We start from the raw sequence: 22,593 nt of genomic DNA on the forward strand, positions 1-22,593 counted from the left end.
TAAATACAAAGCTTACATTCAATAGCATTAAAACACACATCTGATAGACCAAATAATCAAGGGAGATATATCATCACTACTACATATAGCATAACACCGCATACATCAGTCATAAAAGCATCTGTATCACAGACTATACCATAAATAAATTTAAATACACTTTTATTTTGTTTTTTATACTATTTAAGCTAACTTTGCATCCGAAACAATAACGAAAAAACTTGATAGAGAAACATATTATATTGGAAGACATCGATCCTGTCGCGTTTTACGGTGTAGGAAACAGTCATCTGCAAATGATAAAATCACTGTTCCCCAAACTGCGAATTGTGGCAAGAGACAATGTCGTAAGAGTACTTGGAGACGACAACGACATCACTTGTTTCCAAGAAAAAATAGAACTGATGCGGAAGCATGTTCTCAAATTCAACTCTATCAACGAAGAAGACATACTGGACATTATTAAGGGCAGACAGACCAAAGGCGATGCTGTAAAAGATGTACTTGTTTATAATATATCCGGAAAACCTATAAAAAGTCGTAGTGCAAATCAGCAAAAACTGATAGACGAATACGAAAAAAAGGATATGATATTTGCTATAGGTCCGGCTGGTACAGGCAAGACATACCTGAGCATAGCACTAGCAGTAAAGTCACTCAAGGAGAAAGCCATCAAAAAAATAATACTAAGCCGTCCTGCTGTAGAGGCCGGTGAGAAACTTGGATTCCTGCCGGGTGACATGAAAGAAAAAATTGATCCATATCTTCAACCTCTTTATGATGCACTCGAAGACATGATACCGCAAGTAAAACTGCAGGACATGATGGAGAAGAATATCATCCAGATTGCCCCACTTGCATTCATGCGAGGACGTACACTGAATGATGCAGTTGTTATTCTCGATGAGGCACAAAACACAACACCTGCGCAAATCAGAATGTTTCTAACACGTATGGGGTGGAACACAAAAATGATAATAACAGGAGATGTCACGCAAATAGATCTGCCCCGAGGACAGAAAAGCGGACTCATCGATGCCATGAACATACTGAAAAATATCGAAGACATATCGTTTGTGAATCTGTCCGGAAAAGATATCGTAAGACACAAACTAGTTACTAAAATAGTAAATGCTTACGATACGCATGACAAAGAACTGTTCACAAACGACAACAAGAATAACTAAAACATATAAAAATATGAAAGCATTAACAGCAACCGACTTCCATTTCGATGGACAGAAAAGTGTTTACCACGGCAAAGTGCGTGATGTATATGACATCAACGATGACATTATCGTAATGATTGCCACAGACAGAATTTCGGCATTCGACGTTATTCTGCCAAAAGGTATCCCTTACAAAGGACAGGTGCTAAACCAGATCGCTTCAAAATTCCTGGATGCAACAACAGATATCTGCCCTAACTGGAAACTTGCTACACCAGATCCAATGGTGACAGTCGGTCTGAAATGCGAAGGTTTCAGAGTGGAAATGATTATCCGCTCAATACTCACCGGATCAGCATGGAGAGCATATAAAAATGGCTGCCGTGAACTTTGCGGAGTAAAACTGCCAGACAACATGAAAGAGAACGAAAGATTTCCAGAGCCTATAATCACACCTACAACAAAAGCAGACGAAGGCCATGATATGGATATATCCAAAGAGGAAATAATCAAGCAAGGCATTGTCAGCGCTGAAGATTATGAGGTTATGGAAAAATACACAAGACAGTTGTTCAAACGTGGTCAGGAAATCGCACAGAAACACGGTCTTATACTCGTAGACACAAAATATGAGTTTGGTAAGCGCGATGGCAAAGTGTATCTCATTGACGAAATACACACTCCAGACAGCAGCCGTTATTTTTATGCAGATGGTTATGAGGAGAAATTAGCCCAGAACCTTCCACAGAAACAACTCTCCAAGGAATTCGTAAGACAGTGGCTCATTGAACACAACTTCATGAACGAACCAGGACAGACAATGCCGGAAATAACGGATGAGTATGCAGACAGTGTCAGCGAAAGGTATATAGAACTTTACGAGCATATCACAGGTGAAAAATTCGTAAAAGCGCAGGATTCTGATGATATTGCAAAAAGAATAGAGGAAAATGTAAAGACTTATCTCGCTACACTCAAATAATATCATACAACCTCTAAACATTGACAGCATTTCATTTACGTAATGGCATATAAACAAGAAGAAATAAAGCCCTACAATCCGAACAGCGATAAAGGAGAACAGATTGCGCACATGTTCAATAATATCGCTCACTCATATGACAAATTAAATCACCGATTGTCTTGGAACATAGATAAATGGTGGAGGAAGACTGCTGTATGTTGTCTGAAAAAGTATAATCCTCAATCTATTCTTGATATAGCGACAGGAACAGGTGATTTTGCCATACAATCAGCACATATGCTCACACCCAAATTGATTGTAGGTGCCGACATAAGTGACGGAATGCTGGAAATAGGAAAAGGTAAAGTGAAAAAACTTGGGCTGGACAGCATCATAACATTCAAAAAGGAAGATTGTATGAATCTTTCTTTTGATGCCAATACCTTTGATGCTGTCACAGCTGCTTTTGGTATAAGAAATTTTGCCGACCTCGACCGTGGCATTAAAGAGATGCACCGAGTTCTTAAAAAGGGAGGCCATCTTAGTATAGTTGAGTTGACTGCTCCAGTAAGCCATCCTATGAAGGAATTGTTCAAGATATATTCCCATACGTTTCTACCACTATATGGAAAACTGATATCACACGACAAAGTGGCTTATTCATATCTTACTGCAACAATAGAGGCTTTTCCACAAGGAGAAAAAATGGTTGATATTCTCAAAAACGCAGGCTTTACTGAAGCTAATTTCAAGCGCCATACATTTGGAATCTGCACCACTTATTTTGCAACAAAATAAAATAACGATGCTTATGGATAAATATGGACTTATAGGATTCCCGTTGGGACATTCATTCTCTATCAGTTATTTTAACGAAAAATTTAAAAGTGAGAATATTAATGCAGAATACATTAATTTCGAAATCCCAGCAATTGATACCTTACCAGAAATATTGGCATCAAACCCTGAACTAAAAGGCCTGAATGTAACGATTCCATATAAAGAGAAAGTTATATCTTATCTGGACTATATTAGTGAAGAAGCTAGAGAAATCGGTGCTGTAAATGTGGTACGAATAACTCATAAAGGAAATAAGACCCAGCTAAAAGGATTCAATAGCGATGTGATTGGATTTACACGTAGTATTGAACCTATGTTGGAAAGCATTCATAAAAAAGCTCTTATTCTCGGAACTGGTGGTGCATCAAAAGCAATAAACTACGGCTTGAAATCGCTGGGGTTGGAAACATTATTTGTAAGTCGTTCTGAGAAAAAAGGGGCAATACCATATAGCGCTGTCACTCCGGAAATCATAAAAGAATATAATGTTATTGTAAACTGTACTCCACTAGGTATGTATCCCAATATTAACAATTGCCCCAACCTACCTTATGAAGCAATGAATAGCAATACAATATTGTATGATTTGATATACAATCCGGATGAAACTCTTTTCTTGAAAAGAGGAGCTGAATATGGAGCTACAACAAAGAACGGTGTAGAAATGCTTTTACTACAAGCATTTGCAAGCTGGGAATTCTGGAATGGAAACGAATAACACAAAAATCGATTATGGACAATTCTAACAGATATATGATGCGTGGCGTAAGCGCCGCTAAAGAAGATGTGCACAACGCCATCAAAAATATTGATAAAGGTTTATATCCACAAGCATTCTGCAAGATAATGCCTGATATACTTGGAGGAGACGAAGAGTATTGCAACATAATGCATGCAGACGGAGCTGGTACAAAATCCTCTCTTGCATACATGTACTGGAAAGAAACAGGTGACACAAATGTATGGAAAGGTGTTGCTCAAGATGCAATTGTTATGAATACAGATGACCTTTTATGTGTCGGAGCAACAGATAATATTTTGGTATCAAGCACAATTGGACGCAATAAGATGTTGATACCAGGGGATGTCATATCCGCCATAATCAATGGAACAGATGAGCTTCTGGCTGAATTAAGAAACATGGGAGTTGGTATATATGCAACAGGTGGTGAGACTGCAGATGTTGGTGATCTTGTGCGTACAATTATCGTTGACTCAACCGTTACTTGCAGAATGAAACGTTCTGATATCATAAATAATGCCAACATACGACCAGGAGATGTGATTGTTGGCTTAGCTTCATTCGGACAAGCTACATATGAAAACAAATACAATGGAGGAATGGGAAGCAATGGTCTGACAAGTGCTCGCCATGATGTATTTGCAAAATATCTCGCAGAAAAATTCCCAGAAAGTTATGATCACAGTGTTCCAGACGAACTTGTTTACAGTGGACATTACAAACTTACTGACGAAATAGAGAAACTTGGAGTTGATGCTGGACAGCTCGTACTTTCACCAACCCGTACGTACGCTCCTGTTATAAAGAAAATTTTAGACGAATTACGACATGAAATCCATGGAATGATACATTGTACAGGTGGTGCTCAAACAAAGATATTACATTTTATAAATGACAATTGCCATGTCATAAAAGACAACATGTTCCCTGTCCCTCCTTTATTCAAAATTATTCGTGAAGAAAGCGAAACAGCTTGGAAAGAAATGTATAAAGTGTTCAATATGGGACACAGAATGGAACTTTATGTAGATAAAATACATGTTGATAGAATAATCGAAATAAGTAAGAGCTTCAACATAGACGCCCAAATTATAGGCCGTGTAGAAGAAGGGGAAAAAGGCCTGACCATTGAATCTGAATTTGGAGTCTTCAAATACTAAAACATGACGCTATGGCCGACCAGAACAATATATTAGAGAAATTAAATGGCTTGGAAAACCGTTATGAAGAAATATCCACATTAATAACGGACCCTAATGTTATAGCAAATCAGGACAGATTCATAAAACTTACCAGAGAATATAAAGAACTGGGAGACATAATGGATGCCCGGAAGAGATACATTTCATGTATAAATTCAATAAAAGAGGCAAAAGATCTATTGGCTAATGAAACTGATGCAGAAATCAAAGAATTAGCACGTGAAGAATTAAATACCAACGAGGATTTATTACCTAAAATTGAAAATGAAATAAAACAAGCTCTCATTCCCAAAGATCCAGAAGATGCTAAAAACATACAAATGGAAATAAGGGCTGGTACTGGTGGAGATGAAGCAGCCTTATTTGCAGGAGATCTTTTCAATATGTACAAAAAATTCTGTGATTCAAAAAAATGGAATCTATCTGTTGTAAGTGTAAGTGAAGGCGCTGTTGGTGGGTTTAAGGAAATAGATTTTGCCGTAAGTGGAGAAAACGTATATGGAACCATGAAATATGAATCCGGTGTACATCGGGTACAACGGGTCCCGGCAACAGAAACTCAAGGCAGAATGCATACAAGCGCAGCAACAGTGGCAGTACTACCTGAAGCAGACAAATTTGAAGTGAATATCAATGAGGGAGAAATAAAATGGGATACATTTAGAAGTAGTGGTGCTGGTGGCCAGAACGTAAATAAAGTAGAATCTGGTGTCAGACTAAGATATATGTGGAAAAATCCCAATACCGGAGAAGAAGAAGAAATCCTCATTGAATGTACAGAAACAAGAGATCAGCCTAAAAATAAAGAACGTGCATTAGCAAGACTTCGTACATTCATATATGACAAAGAACATCAGAAATATATTGATGATATAGCAAATAAGCGGAAAACACTGGTCTCAACTGGAGACAGAAGCGCAAAAATACGCACATACAATTATCCACAAGGCCGAGTAACTGACCATAGAATCGGTTATACAACACATGATCTACAAGGATTCATGAATGGGGATATTCAAGCTATGATAGACGCTCTGACTGTAGCTGAAAACGCTGAAAGAATGAAAGAATCTGAATTATAAAAGTATTATGAATAGACAAGACTTAATTAAAGAAATAAAAATAAAACAATCATTTCTTTGTGTCGGTTTGGATACTGATCTTAAGAAAGTACCTCCACACCTTCTCAAAGATGATGACCCAATATTCAAATTCAATAAAGAAATCATAGATGCCACAGCACCTTACTGCGTCGCATATAAGCCAAATTTGGCATTCTATGAAGCCTTTGGTGTAAAAGGAATGATTGCCTTTGAAAAAACCATAAAATACTTAAAGGATAATTATCCACACCACTTCATAATTGCAGATGCAAAACGTGGCGATATAGGAAACACATCTGCAATGTATGCTAGAACCTTTTTTGAGGAATACAATATCGATGCACTTACAGTAGCTCCATATATGGGAGAAGACAGTATAACTCCATTTCTAACATATAAAGACAAATGGGTTATATTGTTAGCTCTTACTAGTAATAAAGGCTCACATGATTTCCAGATGACAGAAAACAAAAACGGAACCAGACTGTTTGAAGAAGTTTTATATAAATCAAAAGTTTGGGGAAACAAAGAAAACATGATGTATGTTGTCGGTGCGACACAAGGTCAGATGTTTGAAGACATCAGAAAAATTGTACCAGACAGCTTTCTTCTTGTACCTGGAGTTGGTGCTCAAGGAGGATCTTTGAACGAAGTATGCAAATATGGTATGACAAAAGAATGTGGACTATTGGTTAACAGTTCCAGAGGAATCATATATGCAAGTAATGGTGAGGATTTTGCGACAGTAGCAGCTCAAAAAGCACATGAAATACAAATAGAAATGGCAAAAGAGCTCAATACACGTTGTGTATTATAATATAAATGATTATAGCTATCGTAATATTATCACCCCATACATATATTATAAATTAATTTTATTATATTTGCAGATATAATAATTAAAAAAGGACGATGGAATTTACTGCTAAACAGATAGCTGAATTTATTGGAGGAGTTGTTGAAGGAGATTTAAACGCTTCTGTACATACCTTTGCAAAAATTGAGGAAGGTATAGAAGGTGCAATTTCTTTTCTTTCCAATCCTAAATATACTCACTATCTTTATGACACAAACTCATCAATAGTTCTAGTAAATGAAGATGTCAAACTGGACAAACCTGTAAAGGCCACACTCATACGCGTTAAAAACGCATATGAATGTATTGCAAAATTATTACAATTATATGAAGCAAGTAAACCTAAAAAAACAGGTATTCATTCATTAGCTTATGTATCACCAACGGCAACTATTGGAAAAGATTGTTATATCGGACCATTTGCATTTATTGGAGACAATGCAGAAATAGGAGATCAATGCCAAATATACCCTAACTCCGTTATTGGAGATAATGTAATTCTTGGCAATGCATGTCTTATATATGCCAATGTTACAATATATCACGATTGTAAGATAGGAAATAAAGTAACAATCCACTCTGGAAGTGTTATTGGAGCTGACGGATTTGGATTTGCCCCTAACACAGAAGGTTATGATAAAATACCACAAATTGGGATAGTAAAAATAGAGGATGATGTTGAGATTGGAGCCAACAGTTGCATTGACAGATCCACAATGGGACAAACTCTAATAAAAAAAGGTGTAAAAATTGATAACCTTGTACAAATTGCCCACAATGTAGAAGTTGGTGAAAATACAGTTATGTCTGCTCAGGTTGGTATTGCGGGAAGCACAAAAGTTGGATCTTGGTGTATGTTTGGTGGTCAAGTCGGATTGGCAGGACATATTACTGTTGGAGACAAAACCTTCTTAGGCGCACAATCAGGTGTTCCTGGAAATATTAAAGGTAATGAAAAACTTATTGGCACACCACCAATGGAACCACAGAAATATTTCAAATCCCAAGCAATATTCCGCAGATTGCCTGAATTATATAAACAAATTGCTGATCTACAGAAGCAAATAGACGAATTAAAGAAAAAATAATATATATTATGTTGAAACAAATGTCTCTGAAAGGCAGTTTTTCTCTGTGCGGGAAAGGACTGCATACAGGATTAAGCCTTACGGTAACATTTAATCCTGCACCAGAAAATACCGGATACAAAATTCAACGTATCGATCTTGAAGGCATGCCAATTATTGATGCTGTGGCAGAGAATGTTATAGATACCCAACGAGGCACCGTACTAGGAAAGGGTGATATACGTATATCCACTGTAGAGCATGGTTTGGCTGCTCTTTATGCACTTGGTATTGACAACTGCTTCATACAAGTAAATGGTCCGGAATTCCCAATTCTTGACGGTAGTGCAGCTATGTATATACAAAAAATACAAGAAGTTGGTGTTGAGGAATTAAATGCGCCCAAAGATTGGTATATAATACGCCATAAGATAGAAATCAAAGACGGTAATTCATGTATAACTATACTTCCGGATGATGATTTCAGTCTTACCGCAATGTGTTCATTCAATTCCAAATTCATCAACAGTCAGTTTGCCACACTTGACAAAATAAATGATTTTGCAACAGAGATTGCTCCTGCCAGAACATTCGTTTTTGTACGCGATATAGAACCTTTATTAAATGCAAATTTAATAAAAGGGGGTGATATGGATAATGCAATCGTAATATATGAACAGCAAACAACTCAGGAACGTTTGGATAAGTTGGCAGATATGCTTAAAGTAGAACACAGAAACGCTTCTGAATTAGGTTATATCCAACACAAACCTTTGGTATGGGAAAACGAATGTACACGTCATAAATTATTGGATATAATTGGTGATATGGCATTAATAGGCAAACCTATAAAAGGTCGTATTATTGCAACTCGCCCTGGACATACTATCAATAATAAGTTCGCAAGACAGATGCGTAAAGAAATACGTAAACATGAGGTACAAGCACCAATATATAATCCAAACGAAACACCAATAATGGATAATATACGTATTCGAGAGCTTTTACCACACCGCTATCCTATGCAACTTGTTGATAAGGTTATATCTTTAGGTGCGACCAGCATTGTTGGTATTAAAAATGTCACAAGCAATGAACCCTTCTTTGTTGGACACTTTCCTCAAGAACCAGTCATGCCAGGAGTTCTTCAAATAGAAGCGATGGCACAATGCGGAGGATTATTAGTTCTTAATACTGTTGAAGAACCTGAACGTTGGTCTACATACTTCATGAAAATAGATGAAGTGAAATTCAGACAAAAGGTTGTTCCTGGAGACACCTTAATATTTAAGGTGGATCTGCTAGCACCGTTACGGCATGGTATATCATCAATGAAAGGATATGTATTCGTCGGAGATCATATTGTATCAGAAGCAACATTTACAGCTCAGATAGTAAAAAATAAATAAGATATATATATCAAAATGAACCAGATAAGTCCATTAGCATACATTCATCCGGAAGCACAGATTGGCAACAATAATATTATAGGACCATTTTGTTACATAGACAAAGATGTTATTATTGGCAATAATAATGTATTGATGAATAGTGTAACAATACATAATGGGGCTCGGATTGGCAATGATAATGAAATATTTCCAGGAGCAAGCATTTCCACAAAACCACAAGATCTGAAATATCGTGGAGAAGCAACTACTTGTGAAGTTGGCAACAGAAACAGTATTCGAGAAAATGTAACAATATCTCGTGGTACAGCCTCAAAAGGAACCACAAAGGTAGGAAACAACAATCTCCTCATGGAAACAGCACATGTAGCCCATGATTGTATTTTAGGCGATAATCTCATTATTGGCAATTCTACAAAATTCGCCGGTGAAGTAATTGTTGATAGTAATGCTGTTATAAGTGGCAGTGTATTATGTCATCAATTCTGTCGTATTGGTGGATATGTAATGATTCAAGGTGGAAGCCGTTTCAGTCAAGACATTCCACCATATATAATCGCAGGAAAGGAACCTATCAGATATGCAGGGATAAATCTGGTAGGATTACGTCGCCATGGTTTCTCAAACGAATTGATAGATCTTATCCATAACGCATACAGACTGTTGTATTCAAAAGGAATTATGGCAGAAGGGATTATGGAGATTAAAAAGAATCTGCAAATAACAAAAGAAATACAATATATAATTGATTTTGTAGAATCATCTAAACGTGGGATTATCCGCTAAATGAACACTCTCATTGTAATATTAGGACCAACCGGTATCGGCAAAACAAAAGTCGCAATAGAAGTAGCAGAACACTTTAATATTCCTATCATCAATGCAGATTCACGGCAGATTTTTGCAGAAATACCTATTGGAACTGCAGCACCGACCCAAGAACAACAAACGAGAGTAAAACATTTTTTTGTAGGTAATCACCATATTTCAGATTACTATAGCGCTTCTATGTTTGAAGCAGACGTAATGACTCTCCTGAATAATCTATTTCAGGAGGGTCATATTGCGTTAATGAGTGGTGGCAGCATGATGTATATTGATGCTGTGTGCAATGGCATTGATGACATACCGACGATTGATAACAACACACGAGAGATAATGAAAAAAAGACTTGAGGATGAAGGTCTTGAAAGACTTGTTGAGGAACTTCGCACTCTTGACTATGATCATTGGAAAATTGTTGATAAAAAAAATCCACGTAGAGTTGTGCATGCTCTTGAGATATGTCATATGACAGGAAATACTTACTCATCATATTTGAGAAAAGAAATTAAAGAACGGCCGTTCAATATTATCAAAATTGGACTTACCGCAGAGCGTGAATATATTTATAATCATATCAATACAAGAGTATTAGATATGATAAATGAAGGATTACTTAACGAAGCTAAGACTGTTTATCCATACCGAAAATACAATTCATTAAATACTGTAGGTTACAAGGAATTGTTCGAATATTTTGATGGAAATATACCTTTAGACGAAGCAATACGCAAAATACAAAGTAATAGTCGGTGTTACTGCAGAAAACAACAAACATGGTTCAAACGTGACAATACTATCACTTGGTTTGCTCCTCATAATACTAAAGAAATCATAAATTATATAGAAAACAACATATAGGATTGAACTATTTTTGTACATTTGCACAAAATCATATAAAATAATGAACAAATTTAAAAATATTCTACAATGGTGTAGACAAACAGTCGCATCATCTTTCACTTGGTATAAAAATTTATATAAAAATAAAGCATGGTACATAAAGACAATAATTGCCTTTGTATCATGTTTAGTTGCTTTCATCATATACCTTGGAATGGTTGATATTAACTTTCTTTGGCTTTTTGGAAAATCTCCCGGATTCTCACAAATTAAGAATCCAAGCACAAATCAAGCCTCAGAGATATATAGTGCAGACGGTGTACTTATTGGAAAATTTTTTAATGAAAATAGAACACCTGTCAAATATGAGGATGTTAATCCCGCATTCTGGAAAGCACTGATTGCAACAGAAGATGAACGTTTTTATAGTCATCATGGAATTGATGTCTTAGGACTTTTTGCAGCTGCTAAAGATGCAATATTAAGAAATGATGCACGTGGAGCATCAACAATAACACAGCAGCTCGCCAAAAACATGTTTAGAGTACGCACACAGTATTCTACTGGTTTGTTAGGCAAGATACCTGGTATAAGAATGCTCATAATGAAAAACAAAGAATGGATTATTGCGACAAAAATAGAATATCTATACGACAAGAAAGACATTCTTACAATGTATGCCAACACGGTAGACTTTGGATCTAATGCCTTCGGAATAAAAACAGCTTGTAAAACATATTTCAATACAACACCAGCAGACATTACAACAGAACAAGCGGCCGTACTCGTTGGAATGCTTAAGGCAACTACATATTATAATCCAATATCCAATCCAGACAACAGTATAAAACGCCGTAATGTTGTACTTAGCAATATGATGAAACATGGTGACATAACCCGAGCTGAATATGACTCAATAAGCCAAATACCAATAAAACTAAACTACAATGTTGAAAGCAACTATGACGGTCAGGCTCTTTATTTCCGTGAAGCAGTAGCAAATTACTTGAAAGACTGGTGTGATGAAAACAATTACGATTTGTATAGCGATGGTCTCAAAATATATACTACAATTGACACACGCATACAACGCTATGCAGAACAGGCTGCATTGAAACAAATGAAAATTGTACAACGAAATTTCAATAATCATTGGGGAAAAGAAGATCCATGGCGGGATGAGAAACACCAAGTCATTCCAAACTTTATAGAAGAAATCGCAAAAAAACAACCTGTATATAAATATCTTCTTGCTAAATATCCCAACGACCCGGACTCTATAACATACTATTTGAATAAACCACACAAAGTCAAACTGTTTGACTATGATAAAGGCGTAATTGAGAAAGAAATATCTACAATGGACTCTATACGCTATATGGTTAAATTTATGCACTGCTCATTCGTTGCAATGGAACCACAAACCGGAGCAATAAAAGCATGGGTTGGAGATATTGATTTCAACTCATGGAAATATGATAAGGTAACTGCAATGCGACAACCTGGTTCAACTTTCAAACTCTTTGTTTACACAGAAGCTATGAATCAAGGACTTACTCCGTGTGATAAAAGAAGAGACGAATACTTCAGTATGGAAGTTTATGACAAACAGAAAAAAGATGTAGTTACATGGACACCATCAAATGCCAACGGATATTTCACAGGAGATTCCATGCCATTAAAAAGCGCATTTGCACGAAGTATCAATTCAATCGCAGTAAGGCTCGGCCAGGAGATGGGTATCAAAAGAATTATTGAAACTGCGAACAAAATGGGAATTCAAAGTCCTCTTGATGATGCTCCGTCACTAGCACTTGGCTCAAGTGATGTTAATCTATTGGAACTGACAAACGCATACTGCACCGTTGCTAATGACGGAAAACATATTTCTCCTGTTCTTGTCGTGAAAATACTTGATAAAGATGGTAAAGAAGTATACAGCTGTCCAACAGAAGAGACACAAGTTATTCCATACAAATCAGCTTTCCTCATGCAACAAATGCTTCTTGGAGGATTAAGAGAACCAGGTGGTACCTCCCAAAGCCTTTGGGGATATGTAGGAAAATATAATGATACAGAATGGGGAGGAAAAACTGGAACATCCAACAACCATTCAGATGCATGGTTTATGGGTGTAAGTCCTAATCTGGTAGTTGGAGCGTGGGTCGGAGGAGAGTACCGAAGTATACACTTCCGCACTGGTGCACTCGGACAAGGTAGTAGAACAGCTCTACCAATATGTGGATATTTCCTAAGCTCATTGCTTGCAGATCCGGCATTCAAGCAATATCATGCAAAATTCGGGAAACCTAAAGACAATGATATATCCTATAGCATGTACAATTGTCCAAGTTACTATGCAACAGCAAAAACAGATTCTCTCGAAACCGACAGTACATCTGTTGCTGGTGAGATTATAGAAACTGATGAAAATGGAAATCCTATTGAGCGTACAAACAGTGTTCCCCAAAGCAGTGGTCATGAAAATAATTCCACAGAATCACCAAAGGAAAGGAAACACTTACGTCCGGTAGAAGAGGAAGAAGTAAGACTTGAGGATCTATAATTACCTATATATATGAAAAATCAGGAAATAACCTTTATAGGTTGTTTCCTGATTTTTTGTTCCCCACTCTATTGTTGAAAATACTATATACAAAAACAAACGGATATAATATCTTTTAAGTACGTAAATAGAATCTAACAAATATAATGCTAATAAAATAATTATAATTAAAAGACGGTTTCACATGCTTAACTCCCAGATATAGGTAATATCTATACAATAATTATAATATCACTACTTACTCTCTAGACCTTATAATATCCTGCAAATATTTAATATGCAACAAGTAAATTCTCAAAAGGTTCATTTGAGCGTCTCATATGAAGTATTTTATACTATAAGAAACACCATATAAGCGCTTAAAAGAACCATTTTTACAAAACAAATAACATTTAATCTACAAAATTATTACCACAAGAATCAGATATTTGAATATATATACGAAATAGTTTATTCTGAATGATTTCTCTAATTATTTTTATATAATCCTGTTCATACATTTTTATAAGTAATGAATAAGATTTACGAATATCAAATATTATAATAAAATAGGCCGGACATTACTTTGTCCGACCTATTCCTTTGATCTTATTCTTTGGTATTTATCGTCAATTATTCACACTTCCACCGACGATATCAAGCAATTCATTAGTAATAGCTTGCTGCCTACTCTTATTGAATTGAAGATTCAGCTCACGTAAGAGTTCATCTGCATTGTCTGTTGCTGTTTGCATTGCAACCATTCTTGCTGCATGTTCTGAAGCATTACTGTCGAGAAGTGCTGTGTAAATCATAAGGTTCGCATATTGAGGTATTAAAGCCTGCAAAACAGTTTCCATATCTGGCTCAACAATAAAATTATCGTTAAGTGGAATGGCTCTTTCTGCATCTTTGATTTCTTCCTTTACTTTATTACGCAAATACTCCTGCATGGCAGGGGTCACACTTTTAAGCCTTAAATCCCTGTCATTATCGGCACCAATGTCATAATCAAGATCGATTGGAAGAAATGTTCTGCGTTGTAATATCTGCGAACCGGCACTTTTGAAATGGTGATATATTAATTCAACCTTATCAATCTCACCAGATGCATATTTCTCACACAATTCATTAGCAATATCTATGCACTGACTTATTGCTGGTTTTTCTGCCAATACAGTATAATCTCCAGCACATTGAAGGCCATTCTTTTTAGCCTGTTCTGCAACTTTTCTACCAATAGGATAAATTATGATATTCTCCTTACCAATAGTGTTTTTGTACTCATCAACAACATTATTCATCATCTTGATAATGTTTGCATTGTACCCCCCACACAAACTACTATTTGATGAATACACAACCAAAGCAACTTTTTTTACATCTCGTGCTTCACTGAATATAGTATGGGCGTCAACTTCAGACGCAAGAAAAGTCTTCAGAATACGCTCAAGCGTGTTCTCATAAGGAAGCATATTTTCTATCATCTGCTGCGCATGATGAAGTTTTGATGAAGCCACCATTTTCATAGCACTCGTTATCTTACGAGTACTATTTACCGAAACAATGCGGTTTTTTATTTCTTTCAGTGAGGGCATATATAATTAGCTTTTATATTGGCCGGCTATCTCCGCCATTACTTTTTCAATGATTGAAGTTACTTCGTCATTGATTTTTCCAGACGCAAGAACATCTATAACATCCTTAGAATACGAAGAGCGGAGTTTATCGAGAAATGCATCTTGACACTCACGCACCTTTTCAACAGGAACATTATGCATAAGCCCATGCGTTCCACAATACAAAATAGCCACCTGCTCACCGACCGGCATTGGTGAATATTGACGTTGGATAAGAAGTTGATTGTTTTTTCTTCCCCGATCTAGTGTCATTGCTGTAACAGCATCCATATCACTTGAGAACTGCGAGAAAGCTTCCAGCTCACGATACTGCGCCATATCTATCTTAAGCGTACCGGCAACTTTCTTCATACTCTTTATTTGTGCAGAACCTCCAACACGGCTTACAGAAATACCTACATTCACAGCAGGTCGGAAACCTTGGTTGAAAAGATCTGTTTCAAGATAAATCTGACCATCTGTGATCGAAATTACATTTGTAGGAATGTATGCAGAAACATCACCCGCCTGAGTCTCAATTATCGGGAGAGCAGTTAGTGATCCTCCTCCTTTTACATGCCCTTTTAGACATTCCGGTAAGTCGTTCATTTGTTCTGCGATCTCCTGTTGATCATTGATACGTGCAGCACGTTCCAAAAGACGACTATGAAGATAGAATACATCACCAGGATATGCCTCACGTCCTGACGGACGACGCAGAATCAACGATACCTCACGATAAGCAACTGCCTGCTTAGACAAATCATCGTATACAACCAATGCAGACAGTCCACGGTCTCTAAAATACTCACCAATAGCAGCACCAGCAAATGGTGCATAATACTGCATGGCTGCAGGATCAGCTGCTGTTGCAGAAACGACTATAGTATAAGGCATTGCACCATGCTCCTTAAGAGTTGACACAAGCGTTGCTACCGTTGACGCTTTTTGACCGATCGCAACATATATACAATAAACAGGATTACCTGCTTCATAAAAACTCTTCTGATTGATTATTGTGTCAAGGGCAATTGCAGTCTTTCCTGTCTGTCTGTCCCCAATAATCAACTCACGCTGACCACGCCCAATAGGTATCATTGAATCAACAGCCTTCAATCCAGTCTGAAGAGGTTCTTTAACAGGCTGACGATAAATGACACCTGGTGCCTTTCTGTCAAGAGGCATTTCAAAAGCATTAGAAAGATCTATATCTCCCTTGCCGTCGATTGCTTCTCCTAAAGGGTTTATAACGCGTCCCAACAGATTATCATTCACTCGGATACTGGCAATACGCTTTGTGCGCTTGACAATCATTCCTTCTTTAATACCAGATGTTGGACCTAAAAGAACGCAACCGACATTATCTTCTTCAAGATTCATCACAATAGCCATTGTACCATTCTCAAATTCGAGAAGCTCGTTAGCCTCCGCATTACGAAGACCATAGATACGTGCAACACCATCACTGACCTGAAGCACAGTACCAACTTCGTCAAATCTGGAAGTGTCACCAATGCCTTTTAGTTGCTCAATAAGAACCTGTGATACTTCACTTGGTTTAATTTTATCTGACATTTTATTAATGCTTAATAATTAGTTACTCAACTGTGCCAATATTGTATTAAGTTTGGTTTTCAAACTTGCATCCATACGATATGTATCATATTCAAGAATAAATCCACCTATCAATTCCGGATTGATGGCTGTCTCGAATTGCACAGTTCCATTAGTCTTGCTCTCTACCAGATGCCGCATTCTGTCCTCAACAGATTTTGTAACATTAGCGGCAGTGATGAGTTTTGCACTGATAATATTTTTCTGTTTTCTGTAGAGAGTTACATACGAATTAGCCATGAATTGTAAAATACTTTCTCTGGCCTCTTTCAGCACAAGGCTGAGAAACGAACGTGTGATATTACACGGACTATTTCCAGTTGCAGCTATTAGCAACTGTTCCTTAAGCTCTTTTGAAAGCATAGGATTGTCTATAGCTGTTCTTAATTCAGGCAAAGTAATATAATTCTGCGCAAGAATTTGCATATCAGAATATACATTCTCCTCAACTCCAGCATCAATACTTGCTTTCAAAAGAGCCCGTGCATATCTCACAGATATAACTCCGATGTCCATTATTGGAAATTCTTATTATCTGATACAGAAACTTCATCCAGCATGCGGTCAATCAGAACCATTTGCGCTTTATCGTCAGTCAAGTTATTGCGCAAAACTTTTTCTGCAATACCCACACTGAGCAACGCGACTTGCTTACGAATGCTGCTTATCGCGGCCACTTTCTCATTTTCAATTTCGGCTTTCGCCTCATTTATCATGCGCTCACTTTCCTTATGTGCCTTTTCACGGGCATCTTGCAAAATTTGGTCACGAGTTGCAGCAGCTTCTTTAAGCAATTCTGCCTGCCTGATACGGGCTTCACGAAGTATGCTTTCACCTTCCTGTTTTATATTTTCCAATCGCAGAGATGCCTCATGAGCCTTTTCTAAACTTTCGTCAACATAGCGTTTCCTCTCATTCACCATCTTGACAATCGTAGAGAAGCCCATTTTGCCTACGACAAAAAATACAACCAGAAAAGCTAGCGTCATCCAGAATATCAGTCCCAGATCAGGTGTCAATATTGCTGGCAATTTACTAAAATCCATCTGCTGTATAAAATTAACTGATTTATATCTTTACTTAATAAGGAATGCACATGCTGCAATAGCAAAAAGAGCACAACCCTCAACAAAAGCAGCAGTCAAAATCATGTTTCCCTGAATCTTACCTGTTGCTTCCGGCTGACGGGCAATGGCATCCATTGCACTACCGCCGATTTTGCCAATACCTAAACCTGCACCAATTGTTGCGATACCTGCACCGAGACCGCAGCCCAGCTGTGCCAGACCTTCTGCAGCCAATAAAGTTGAAATAATCATAACTCTAAATTTGTTTATTTTTTAATGTAATTATTGTTTTATATTTAATTATTTATGTAAACTCATTATTCTGAAACATGCTCGACATGAGCAAGACCTATGAATACCGCACTAAGCAGTGTAAATACATAAGCTTGTATGAATGCGACCAATAATTCCAAGCAATTCATAAAAAGCAGCATTATAATGCTCAAGGCATTAAGTCCTAGTCCATAACCAACTCCCATAGACCAGCCCAAAAATATTACACAAGTGAAACTTAAAATCACTGCATGTCCTGCCATTATATTTGCAAACAGACGGATCATTAATGCAAACGGCTTCGTAAATACACCAAATAATTCTATCACAGGCATAACTGCAACAGGATAGGCCTTAAGAAAAAGCGGCACATCAGGCCAAAAGATATCCTTCCAATAATGCTTGTTTCCAAAAAGATTTATGGCGATCATTGTACATAGCGCCAAAAAGAATGTCACATTTATATTTCCTGTAACATTTGCTCCTCCTGGAAAAAATGGAATCAGGCCCATGACATTAGCTGTCAATATGAAAAAGAAAACTGTTAGCAAATAAGGCGAATATTTTTGATAATGCTTTTCACCTATTGATGGCTTTATGACATCATCATTTATTGTTGTTATCAGCAATTCCATCATACCAACAAAACCAGAAGGCGCCTCACTTCGTTCATTATGTTTTTTGTACCAACGTGCACAATATGAAAATATAATAATGAGTACAATAACCACAATCCATATTTGAGCAACCGTTTTAGTAATACTCAAATCAAGTGGTCTTACAGATGTTCCATTCGGTAACGTTTCATATATCTTTCCATGCATTTCTTTATTGAAATAGAAATTATCAGGAAGGCTATGAATAGTACAGAAATGCCATACACCAGTTGCCCCACTTCGTATTATTATTGGTAAAGGAATACTAATATGATTATCATTGTATGTTGCAATATGCCATTCATACGAATCCGAAAGATGTTCCAATACAATCTCCGGAATATTAAGTCCTTCCTCATTTTTTGCACTTTCTTTTGCAGACAAAGTACATATTGGCATAAAAACCAACAACAATAATAATATTGACTTAATACGTCTCATTTTAAATCTATTCATAAACATATTTTCGAAGAATCAGGATTTATTTGATACCTTAGCAAAATATATTGCATGATGTACCAACAACACGAAATAAAATGCTATAAATACCAAGAAAAAAGTCAACATTGCTTCGCGTCCCACTATTATGTAATATACCAACATGGTAGCCAAAGCAAGCAACATTCTGAATCCGGAAACTGCTGTATAAAAATTTGTTAAGCTCTGAGAATTCTTTTCTGCGATTTTCTTCCATATTATTGCCTCTGCAAAAACTATCAAAAGCGAAAATATAGTACTGACAATTAATGGATTTGATATCACATATAAATTCCAAACTCTCATTATTATCAAGGAAATGAAAAACATTCCAGCAACAAGTATTATACCTTGCCTAAGATAACATTTGCTTAACTTTTTTATATCATCCATCATCATATGGAGGTTTCCTAACATTTTTATTAAATCTCAACACACAGACAGACCTCATTCTTCTGTACCTCAACAAATCCACCATGGATGTGCAATTTTTTTACATCATCTTCGTAAGAAAATTCAACATCCCCTTCTTCTAAAGAAGAAATAATTGGTGCATGATTGGTAAGTATCTCAAACTTTCCAGATGTTCCTGGTACAAGAACTCTATCCGCAAGTCCGAGATACTCAATCTTTTCCGGAGATACTATCTTTAACTTTAAACTCATATCAATTCCTGATTATTTAGCATTAGCCGCCTCCAATAGTCTCTTCGCTTTTTCTTTTACATCTTCTATAGTACCTACATTCAAGAACGCCTGTTCTGGTAGATCATCAACCTCACCATCAAGAATTGCATTAAATCCTTTTATAGTATCTTCTATTGAGACCATCACACCAGGAACACCAGTAAATTGTTCAGCAACGGTGAATGGCTGCGACAGGAATCTTTGGACACGACGAGCACGATTTACAGTCAGCTTATCTTCATCGGACAATTCATCCATTCCTAAGATAGCAATTATATCCTGCAATTCCTTATAACGCTGTAATATTTCTTTCACACGCTGTGCGCACTCATAATGTTCCTTACCAACAATCAATGGATCAAGTATACGAGATGTACTTCCTAGAGGATCTACAGCCGGATAAATACCAAGTTCTGTTATTTTACGAGAAAGTTCTGTAGTTGCATCCAAATGTGTAAATGTTGTTGCAGGTGCAGGATCCGTTAAGTCATCAGCCGGCACATAAACAGCCTGCACAGAAGTGATAGATCCTTTTTTGGTTGAGGTTATTCGTTCCTGCATGGCACCCATTTCACTCGCAAGCGTAGGTTGATAACCAACAGCTGAAGGCATTCGACCTAACAAGGCCGAAACCTCTGAGCCTGCTTGAGTAAAACGGAATATATTATCAATAAAGAACAATATATCCGCTGCGCCACCATTCTGTCCACCATTATCACGGAATTCTTCTGCAACCGTCAAGCCAGAAAGTGCTACAGAAGCACGAGCTCCAGGCGGTTCGTTCATCTGACCATAAACCAAAGTAGCTTGACTCTTTTTCAGTTCCTCTGGATCCACTAATGAAAGATCCCATTTACCTTCAGCCATAGCTTTTTTGAATTTTTCTCCATATCGAACGACGCCAGACTCAATCATTTCACGAATAAGATCATTTCCCTCACGAGTTCGTTCACCAACTCCGGCAAAAACAGAATATCCATTATGTCCCTTAGCAATATTATTGATAAGCTCCATAATCAATACCGTCTTTCCAACTCCTGCACCACCAAACAATCCAATTTTGCCTCCCTTAAGATAAGGCTCAAGAAGATCTATCACCTTAATACCAGTTGCGAGCATTTCTTTTCGAGTAGAAAGTTCTTCAAATTGCGGAGCCTCACGATGAATTGGATAGGAACCTTCCATATCCAATTGTTTCATACCATCAATAGGTTGTCCAATCACATTCAGCATTCGACCCTTTATCTGATCGCCAGCAGGCATTTTTATAGGAGAACCTTGGGGAACTGCCACCATACCACGTTTCAAGCCATCTGTATTATCCATAGCCACACAGCGTACAGTATCCTCACCAATATGCTGTTGAACTTCAACGATTAATTCACGGCCATCTCCTCTATCTATTTTTAATGCATCATATATTTTCGGCAACACCTTCTCCGACTCCTGCCCTTTTGTATCAAAATAAACATCTATAACAGGTCCTATTATTTGAGAAATATGCCCAATAATCTGTGCCATATATATTGTTGTTTTATATTATTTATTTATTTCGTATGCAAAGATAAAAAATATTTCCGCATTTACTATATTATATCGCCTAAATCTTACCTAAAGAACATTAATATAGCTATTTAGCTAATAATCTGAAATATATTATATACTTAACTCATCAAGAACCTTTATAAGTTTACGATCAAATGGTTTATCACTGCGTATAGCCTCGCTAAGTGGAACATAAACAACCTCATTGTTCCTAACACCAACCATAACATTTCTTTGTCCTTGCATAATCGCTTCAATAGCACCAACTCCAGTTCTTGACGCTAGGATTCTATCATGAGCGCTAGGACGACCTCCACGTTGTAAATGGCCTAATATAGAAACCCTCACATCATACTGCGGGAACTCTTTTCTTACACGATCAGCATAATATAATGCACCACATTTAGGACTTTCAGAAACTATTACTATACAACTTTTTTTAGACTTTCTTATTCCGCGTTCCATGAATCGTGACAATTGATCAACATCAGTAGAATCTTCTGGAATAATCGCAGCTTCTGCACCACTTGCAATCGCGCTATTTTGCGCTAAAAAGCCTGCATCCCTACCCATAACCTCAATAAAAAATATACGTTCATGACTTTGAGCAGTATCTCGTATTCTATCCACACATTCTACAATTGTATTCAATGTTGTATCATATCCTATAGTAGAATCTGTTCCATACAAATCGTTATCAATTGTACCAGGGAGACCTACACAACACAAATCATAATCTTGAGCGAACAACATTGCTCCTGTAAGAGAGCCGTTACCACCTATTACAACAAGAGCGTCAATATCATTTGCCACAAGATTTTCATAAGCCTTTTGTCTTCCCTCTGGAGTAAGAAATTCTTTTGAACGAGCTGTTTTCAGGATTGTACCGCCAGACATGATTATTCCACTCACATTCTCTGTTGTAAAATCTTCGATTTCCCCATTAATCAGACCTGCGAATCCGCGATATATACCCTTTATTTTATAACCATTACAGATTCCTGCACGCGTTACTGCACGTATCGCCGCGTTCATGCCTGGTGCATCACCACCTGATGTCAAAACTCCGATAGTATTAATCTTTGCCATAATTA

21 protein-coding genes are annotated in these 22,593 nt (G+C 37.1%); 12 read left to right on the top strand and 9 right to left on the bottom strand.

Going from position 1 to position 22,593, the window contains the following annotated elements; translation table 11 throughout:
- Positions 1–221 precede the first annotated feature (221 nt).
- From WKT13_RS10730 to WKT13_RS10785, 12 genes are all read left to right on the top strand, one after another.
- Positions 222–1,187 (top strand): PhoH family protein, encoded by a 966-nt coding sequence (locus WKT13_RS10730; protein WP_298617798.1) that lies wholly within the window; start codon positions 222–224, stop codon positions 1,185–1,187.
- A gap of 13 nt (positions 1,188–1,200) precedes the next feature.
- A complete protein-coding gene (locus WKT13_RS10735; RefSeq protein ID WP_298617795.1) occupies positions 1,201–2,151 on the top strand; it encodes a phosphoribosylaminoimidazolesuccinocarboxamide synthase in 951 nt (316 codons plus the stop codon).
- 42 nt (positions 2,152–2,193) lie between these two features.
- Positions 2,194–2,931 (top strand): bifunctional demethylmenaquinone methyltransferase/2-methoxy-6-polyprenyl-1,4-benzoquinol methylase UbiE, encoded by a 738-nt coding sequence (ubiE, locus tag WKT13_RS10740; RefSeq protein WP_340323868.1) that lies wholly within the window; start codon positions 2,194–2,196, stop codon positions 2,929–2,931.
- Positions 2,932–2,944: 13 nt separating this feature from the next.
- Positions 2,945–3,691 carry a shikimate dehydrogenase family protein gene (locus tag WKT13_RS10745; RefSeq protein WP_340323869.1) on the top strand — a complete coding sequence of 249 codons (747 nt, stop codon included), beginning with the start codon at positions 2,945–2,947 and terminating at the stop codon, positions 3,689–3,691.
- Between the two features lie 14 nt (positions 3,692–3,705).
- On the top strand, positions 3,706–4,875 hold the full coding sequence (locus tag WKT13_RS10750; protein ID WP_340323870.1) for an AIR synthase related protein: 1,170 nt from the start codon (positions 3,706–3,708) through the stop codon (positions 4,873–4,875).
- An 11-nt stretch (positions 4,876–4,886) separates the two neighbouring features.
- Entirely contained in the window at positions 4,887–5,999 is a 1,113-nt protein-coding gene (gene prfA / locus WKT13_RS10755) for a peptide chain release factor 1 (RefSeq protein WP_340323871.1), read from the top strand.
- A 7-nt stretch (positions 6,000–6,006) separates the two neighbouring features.
- Positions 6,007–6,837 (top strand): orotidine-5'-phosphate decarboxylase, encoded by an 831-nt coding sequence (pyrF, locus tag WKT13_RS10760; RefSeq protein ID WP_340323872.1) that lies wholly within the window; start codon positions 6,007–6,009, stop codon positions 6,835–6,837.
- Between the two features lie 95 nt (positions 6,838–6,932).
- Positions 6,933–7,964 (top strand): UDP-3-O-(3-hydroxymyristoyl)glucosamine N-acyltransferase, encoded by a 1,032-nt coding sequence (gene lpxD / locus WKT13_RS10765; protein ID WP_340323873.1) that lies wholly within the window; start codon positions 6,933–6,935, stop codon positions 7,962–7,964.
- 8 nt (positions 7,965–7,972) lie between these two features.
- Positions 7,973–9,352, top strand: coding sequence for a bifunctional UDP-3-O-[3-hydroxymyristoyl] N-acetylglucosamine deacetylase/3-hydroxyacyl-ACP dehydratase (locus WKT13_RS10770; RefSeq protein WP_298617781.1), 1,380 nt, complete (start codon positions 7,973–7,975; stop codon positions 9,350–9,352).
- Positions 9,353–9,367: 15 nt separating this feature from the next.
- The gene (lpxA, locus tag WKT13_RS10775; protein ID WP_340323874.1) at positions 9,368–10,138 is read left to right on the top strand and encodes an acyl-ACP--UDP-N-acetylglucosamine O-acyltransferase; all 771 of its coding nucleotides are present in this window, start codon (positions 9,368–9,370) and stop codon (positions 10,136–10,138) included.
- Entirely contained in the window at positions 10,139–11,035 is an 897-nt protein-coding gene (gene miaA, locus WKT13_RS10780; RefSeq protein ID WP_340323875.1) for a tRNA (adenosine(37)-N6)-dimethylallyltransferase MiaA, read from the top strand.
- A 43-nt stretch (positions 11,036–11,078) separates the two neighbouring features.
- Positions 11,079–13,583 carry a transglycosylase domain-containing protein gene (locus WKT13_RS10785; protein WP_340323876.1) on the top strand — a complete coding sequence of 835 codons (2,505 nt, stop codon included), beginning with the start codon at positions 11,079–11,081 and terminating at the stop codon, positions 13,581–13,583.
- A 608-nt stretch (positions 13,584–14,191) separates the two neighbouring features.
- Here WKT13_RS10785 and WKT13_RS10790 read toward each other — a convergent pair.
- From WKT13_RS10790 to pfkA, 9 genes are all read right to left on the bottom strand, one after another.
- A complete protein-coding gene (locus WKT13_RS10790) occupies positions 14,192–15,160 on the bottom strand; it encodes a F0F1 ATP synthase subunit gamma (protein WP_340323877.1) in 969 nt (322 codons plus the stop codon).
- Positions 15,161–15,166: 6 nt separating this feature from the next.
- Positions 15,167–16,756, bottom strand: a complete 1,590-nt coding sequence (gene atpA, locus WKT13_RS10795; protein ID WP_340323878.1) for a F0F1 ATP synthase subunit alpha — start codon at positions 16,754–16,756, stop codon at positions 15,167–15,169.
- Positions 16,757–16,774: 18 nt separating this feature from the next.
- Entirely contained in the window at positions 16,775–17,311 is a 537-nt protein-coding gene (locus tag WKT13_RS10800) for a F0F1 ATP synthase subunit delta (protein WP_340323879.1), read from the bottom strand.
- Positions 17,311–17,841, bottom strand: coding sequence for a F0F1 ATP synthase subunit B (atpF, locus tag WKT13_RS10805; RefSeq protein WP_340323880.1), 531 nt, complete (start codon positions 17,839–17,841; stop codon positions 17,311–17,313). The genes WKT13_RS10800 and atpF overlap by 1 nt, the downstream gene beginning before the upstream one ends.
- A 30-nt stretch (positions 17,842–17,871) precedes the next feature.
- Positions 17,872–18,114: an ATP synthase F0 subunit C gene (gene atpE, locus WKT13_RS10810; protein WP_021994474.1), complete on the bottom strand. Its 243-nt coding sequence runs from the start codon at positions 18,112–18,114 to the stop codon at positions 17,872–17,874.
- A 65-nt stretch (positions 18,115–18,179) separates the two neighbouring features.
- On the bottom strand, positions 18,180–19,232 hold the full coding sequence (gene atpB, locus WKT13_RS10815) for a F0F1 ATP synthase subunit A (RefSeq protein WP_340323894.1): 1,053 nt from the start codon (positions 19,230–19,232) through the stop codon (positions 18,180–18,182).
- Between the two features lie 458 nt (positions 19,233–19,690).
- Entirely contained in the window at positions 19,691–19,933 is a 243-nt protein-coding gene (locus WKT13_RS10820; protein ID WP_298617761.1) for a hypothetical protein, read from the bottom strand.
- Between the two features lie 12 nt (positions 19,934–19,945).
- Positions 19,946–21,475 carry a F0F1 ATP synthase subunit beta gene (gene atpD / locus WKT13_RS10825; RefSeq protein ID WP_340323881.1) on the bottom strand — a complete coding sequence of 510 codons (1,530 nt, stop codon included), beginning with the start codon at positions 21,473–21,475 and terminating at the stop codon, positions 19,946–19,948.
- Positions 21,476–21,610: 135 nt separating this feature from the next.
- Positions 21,611–22,588, bottom strand: a complete 978-nt coding sequence (gene pfkA, locus WKT13_RS10830) for a 6-phosphofructokinase (protein WP_298617756.1) — start codon at positions 22,586–22,588, stop codon at positions 21,611–21,613.
- Positions 22,589–22,593 lie beyond the last annotated feature (5 nt).

The organism is Prevotella sp. HCN-7019, assembly GCF_037890215.1.
Taxonomy (GTDB): domain Bacteria; phylum Bacteroidota; class Bacteroidia; order Bacteroidales; family Bacteroidaceae; genus Prevotella.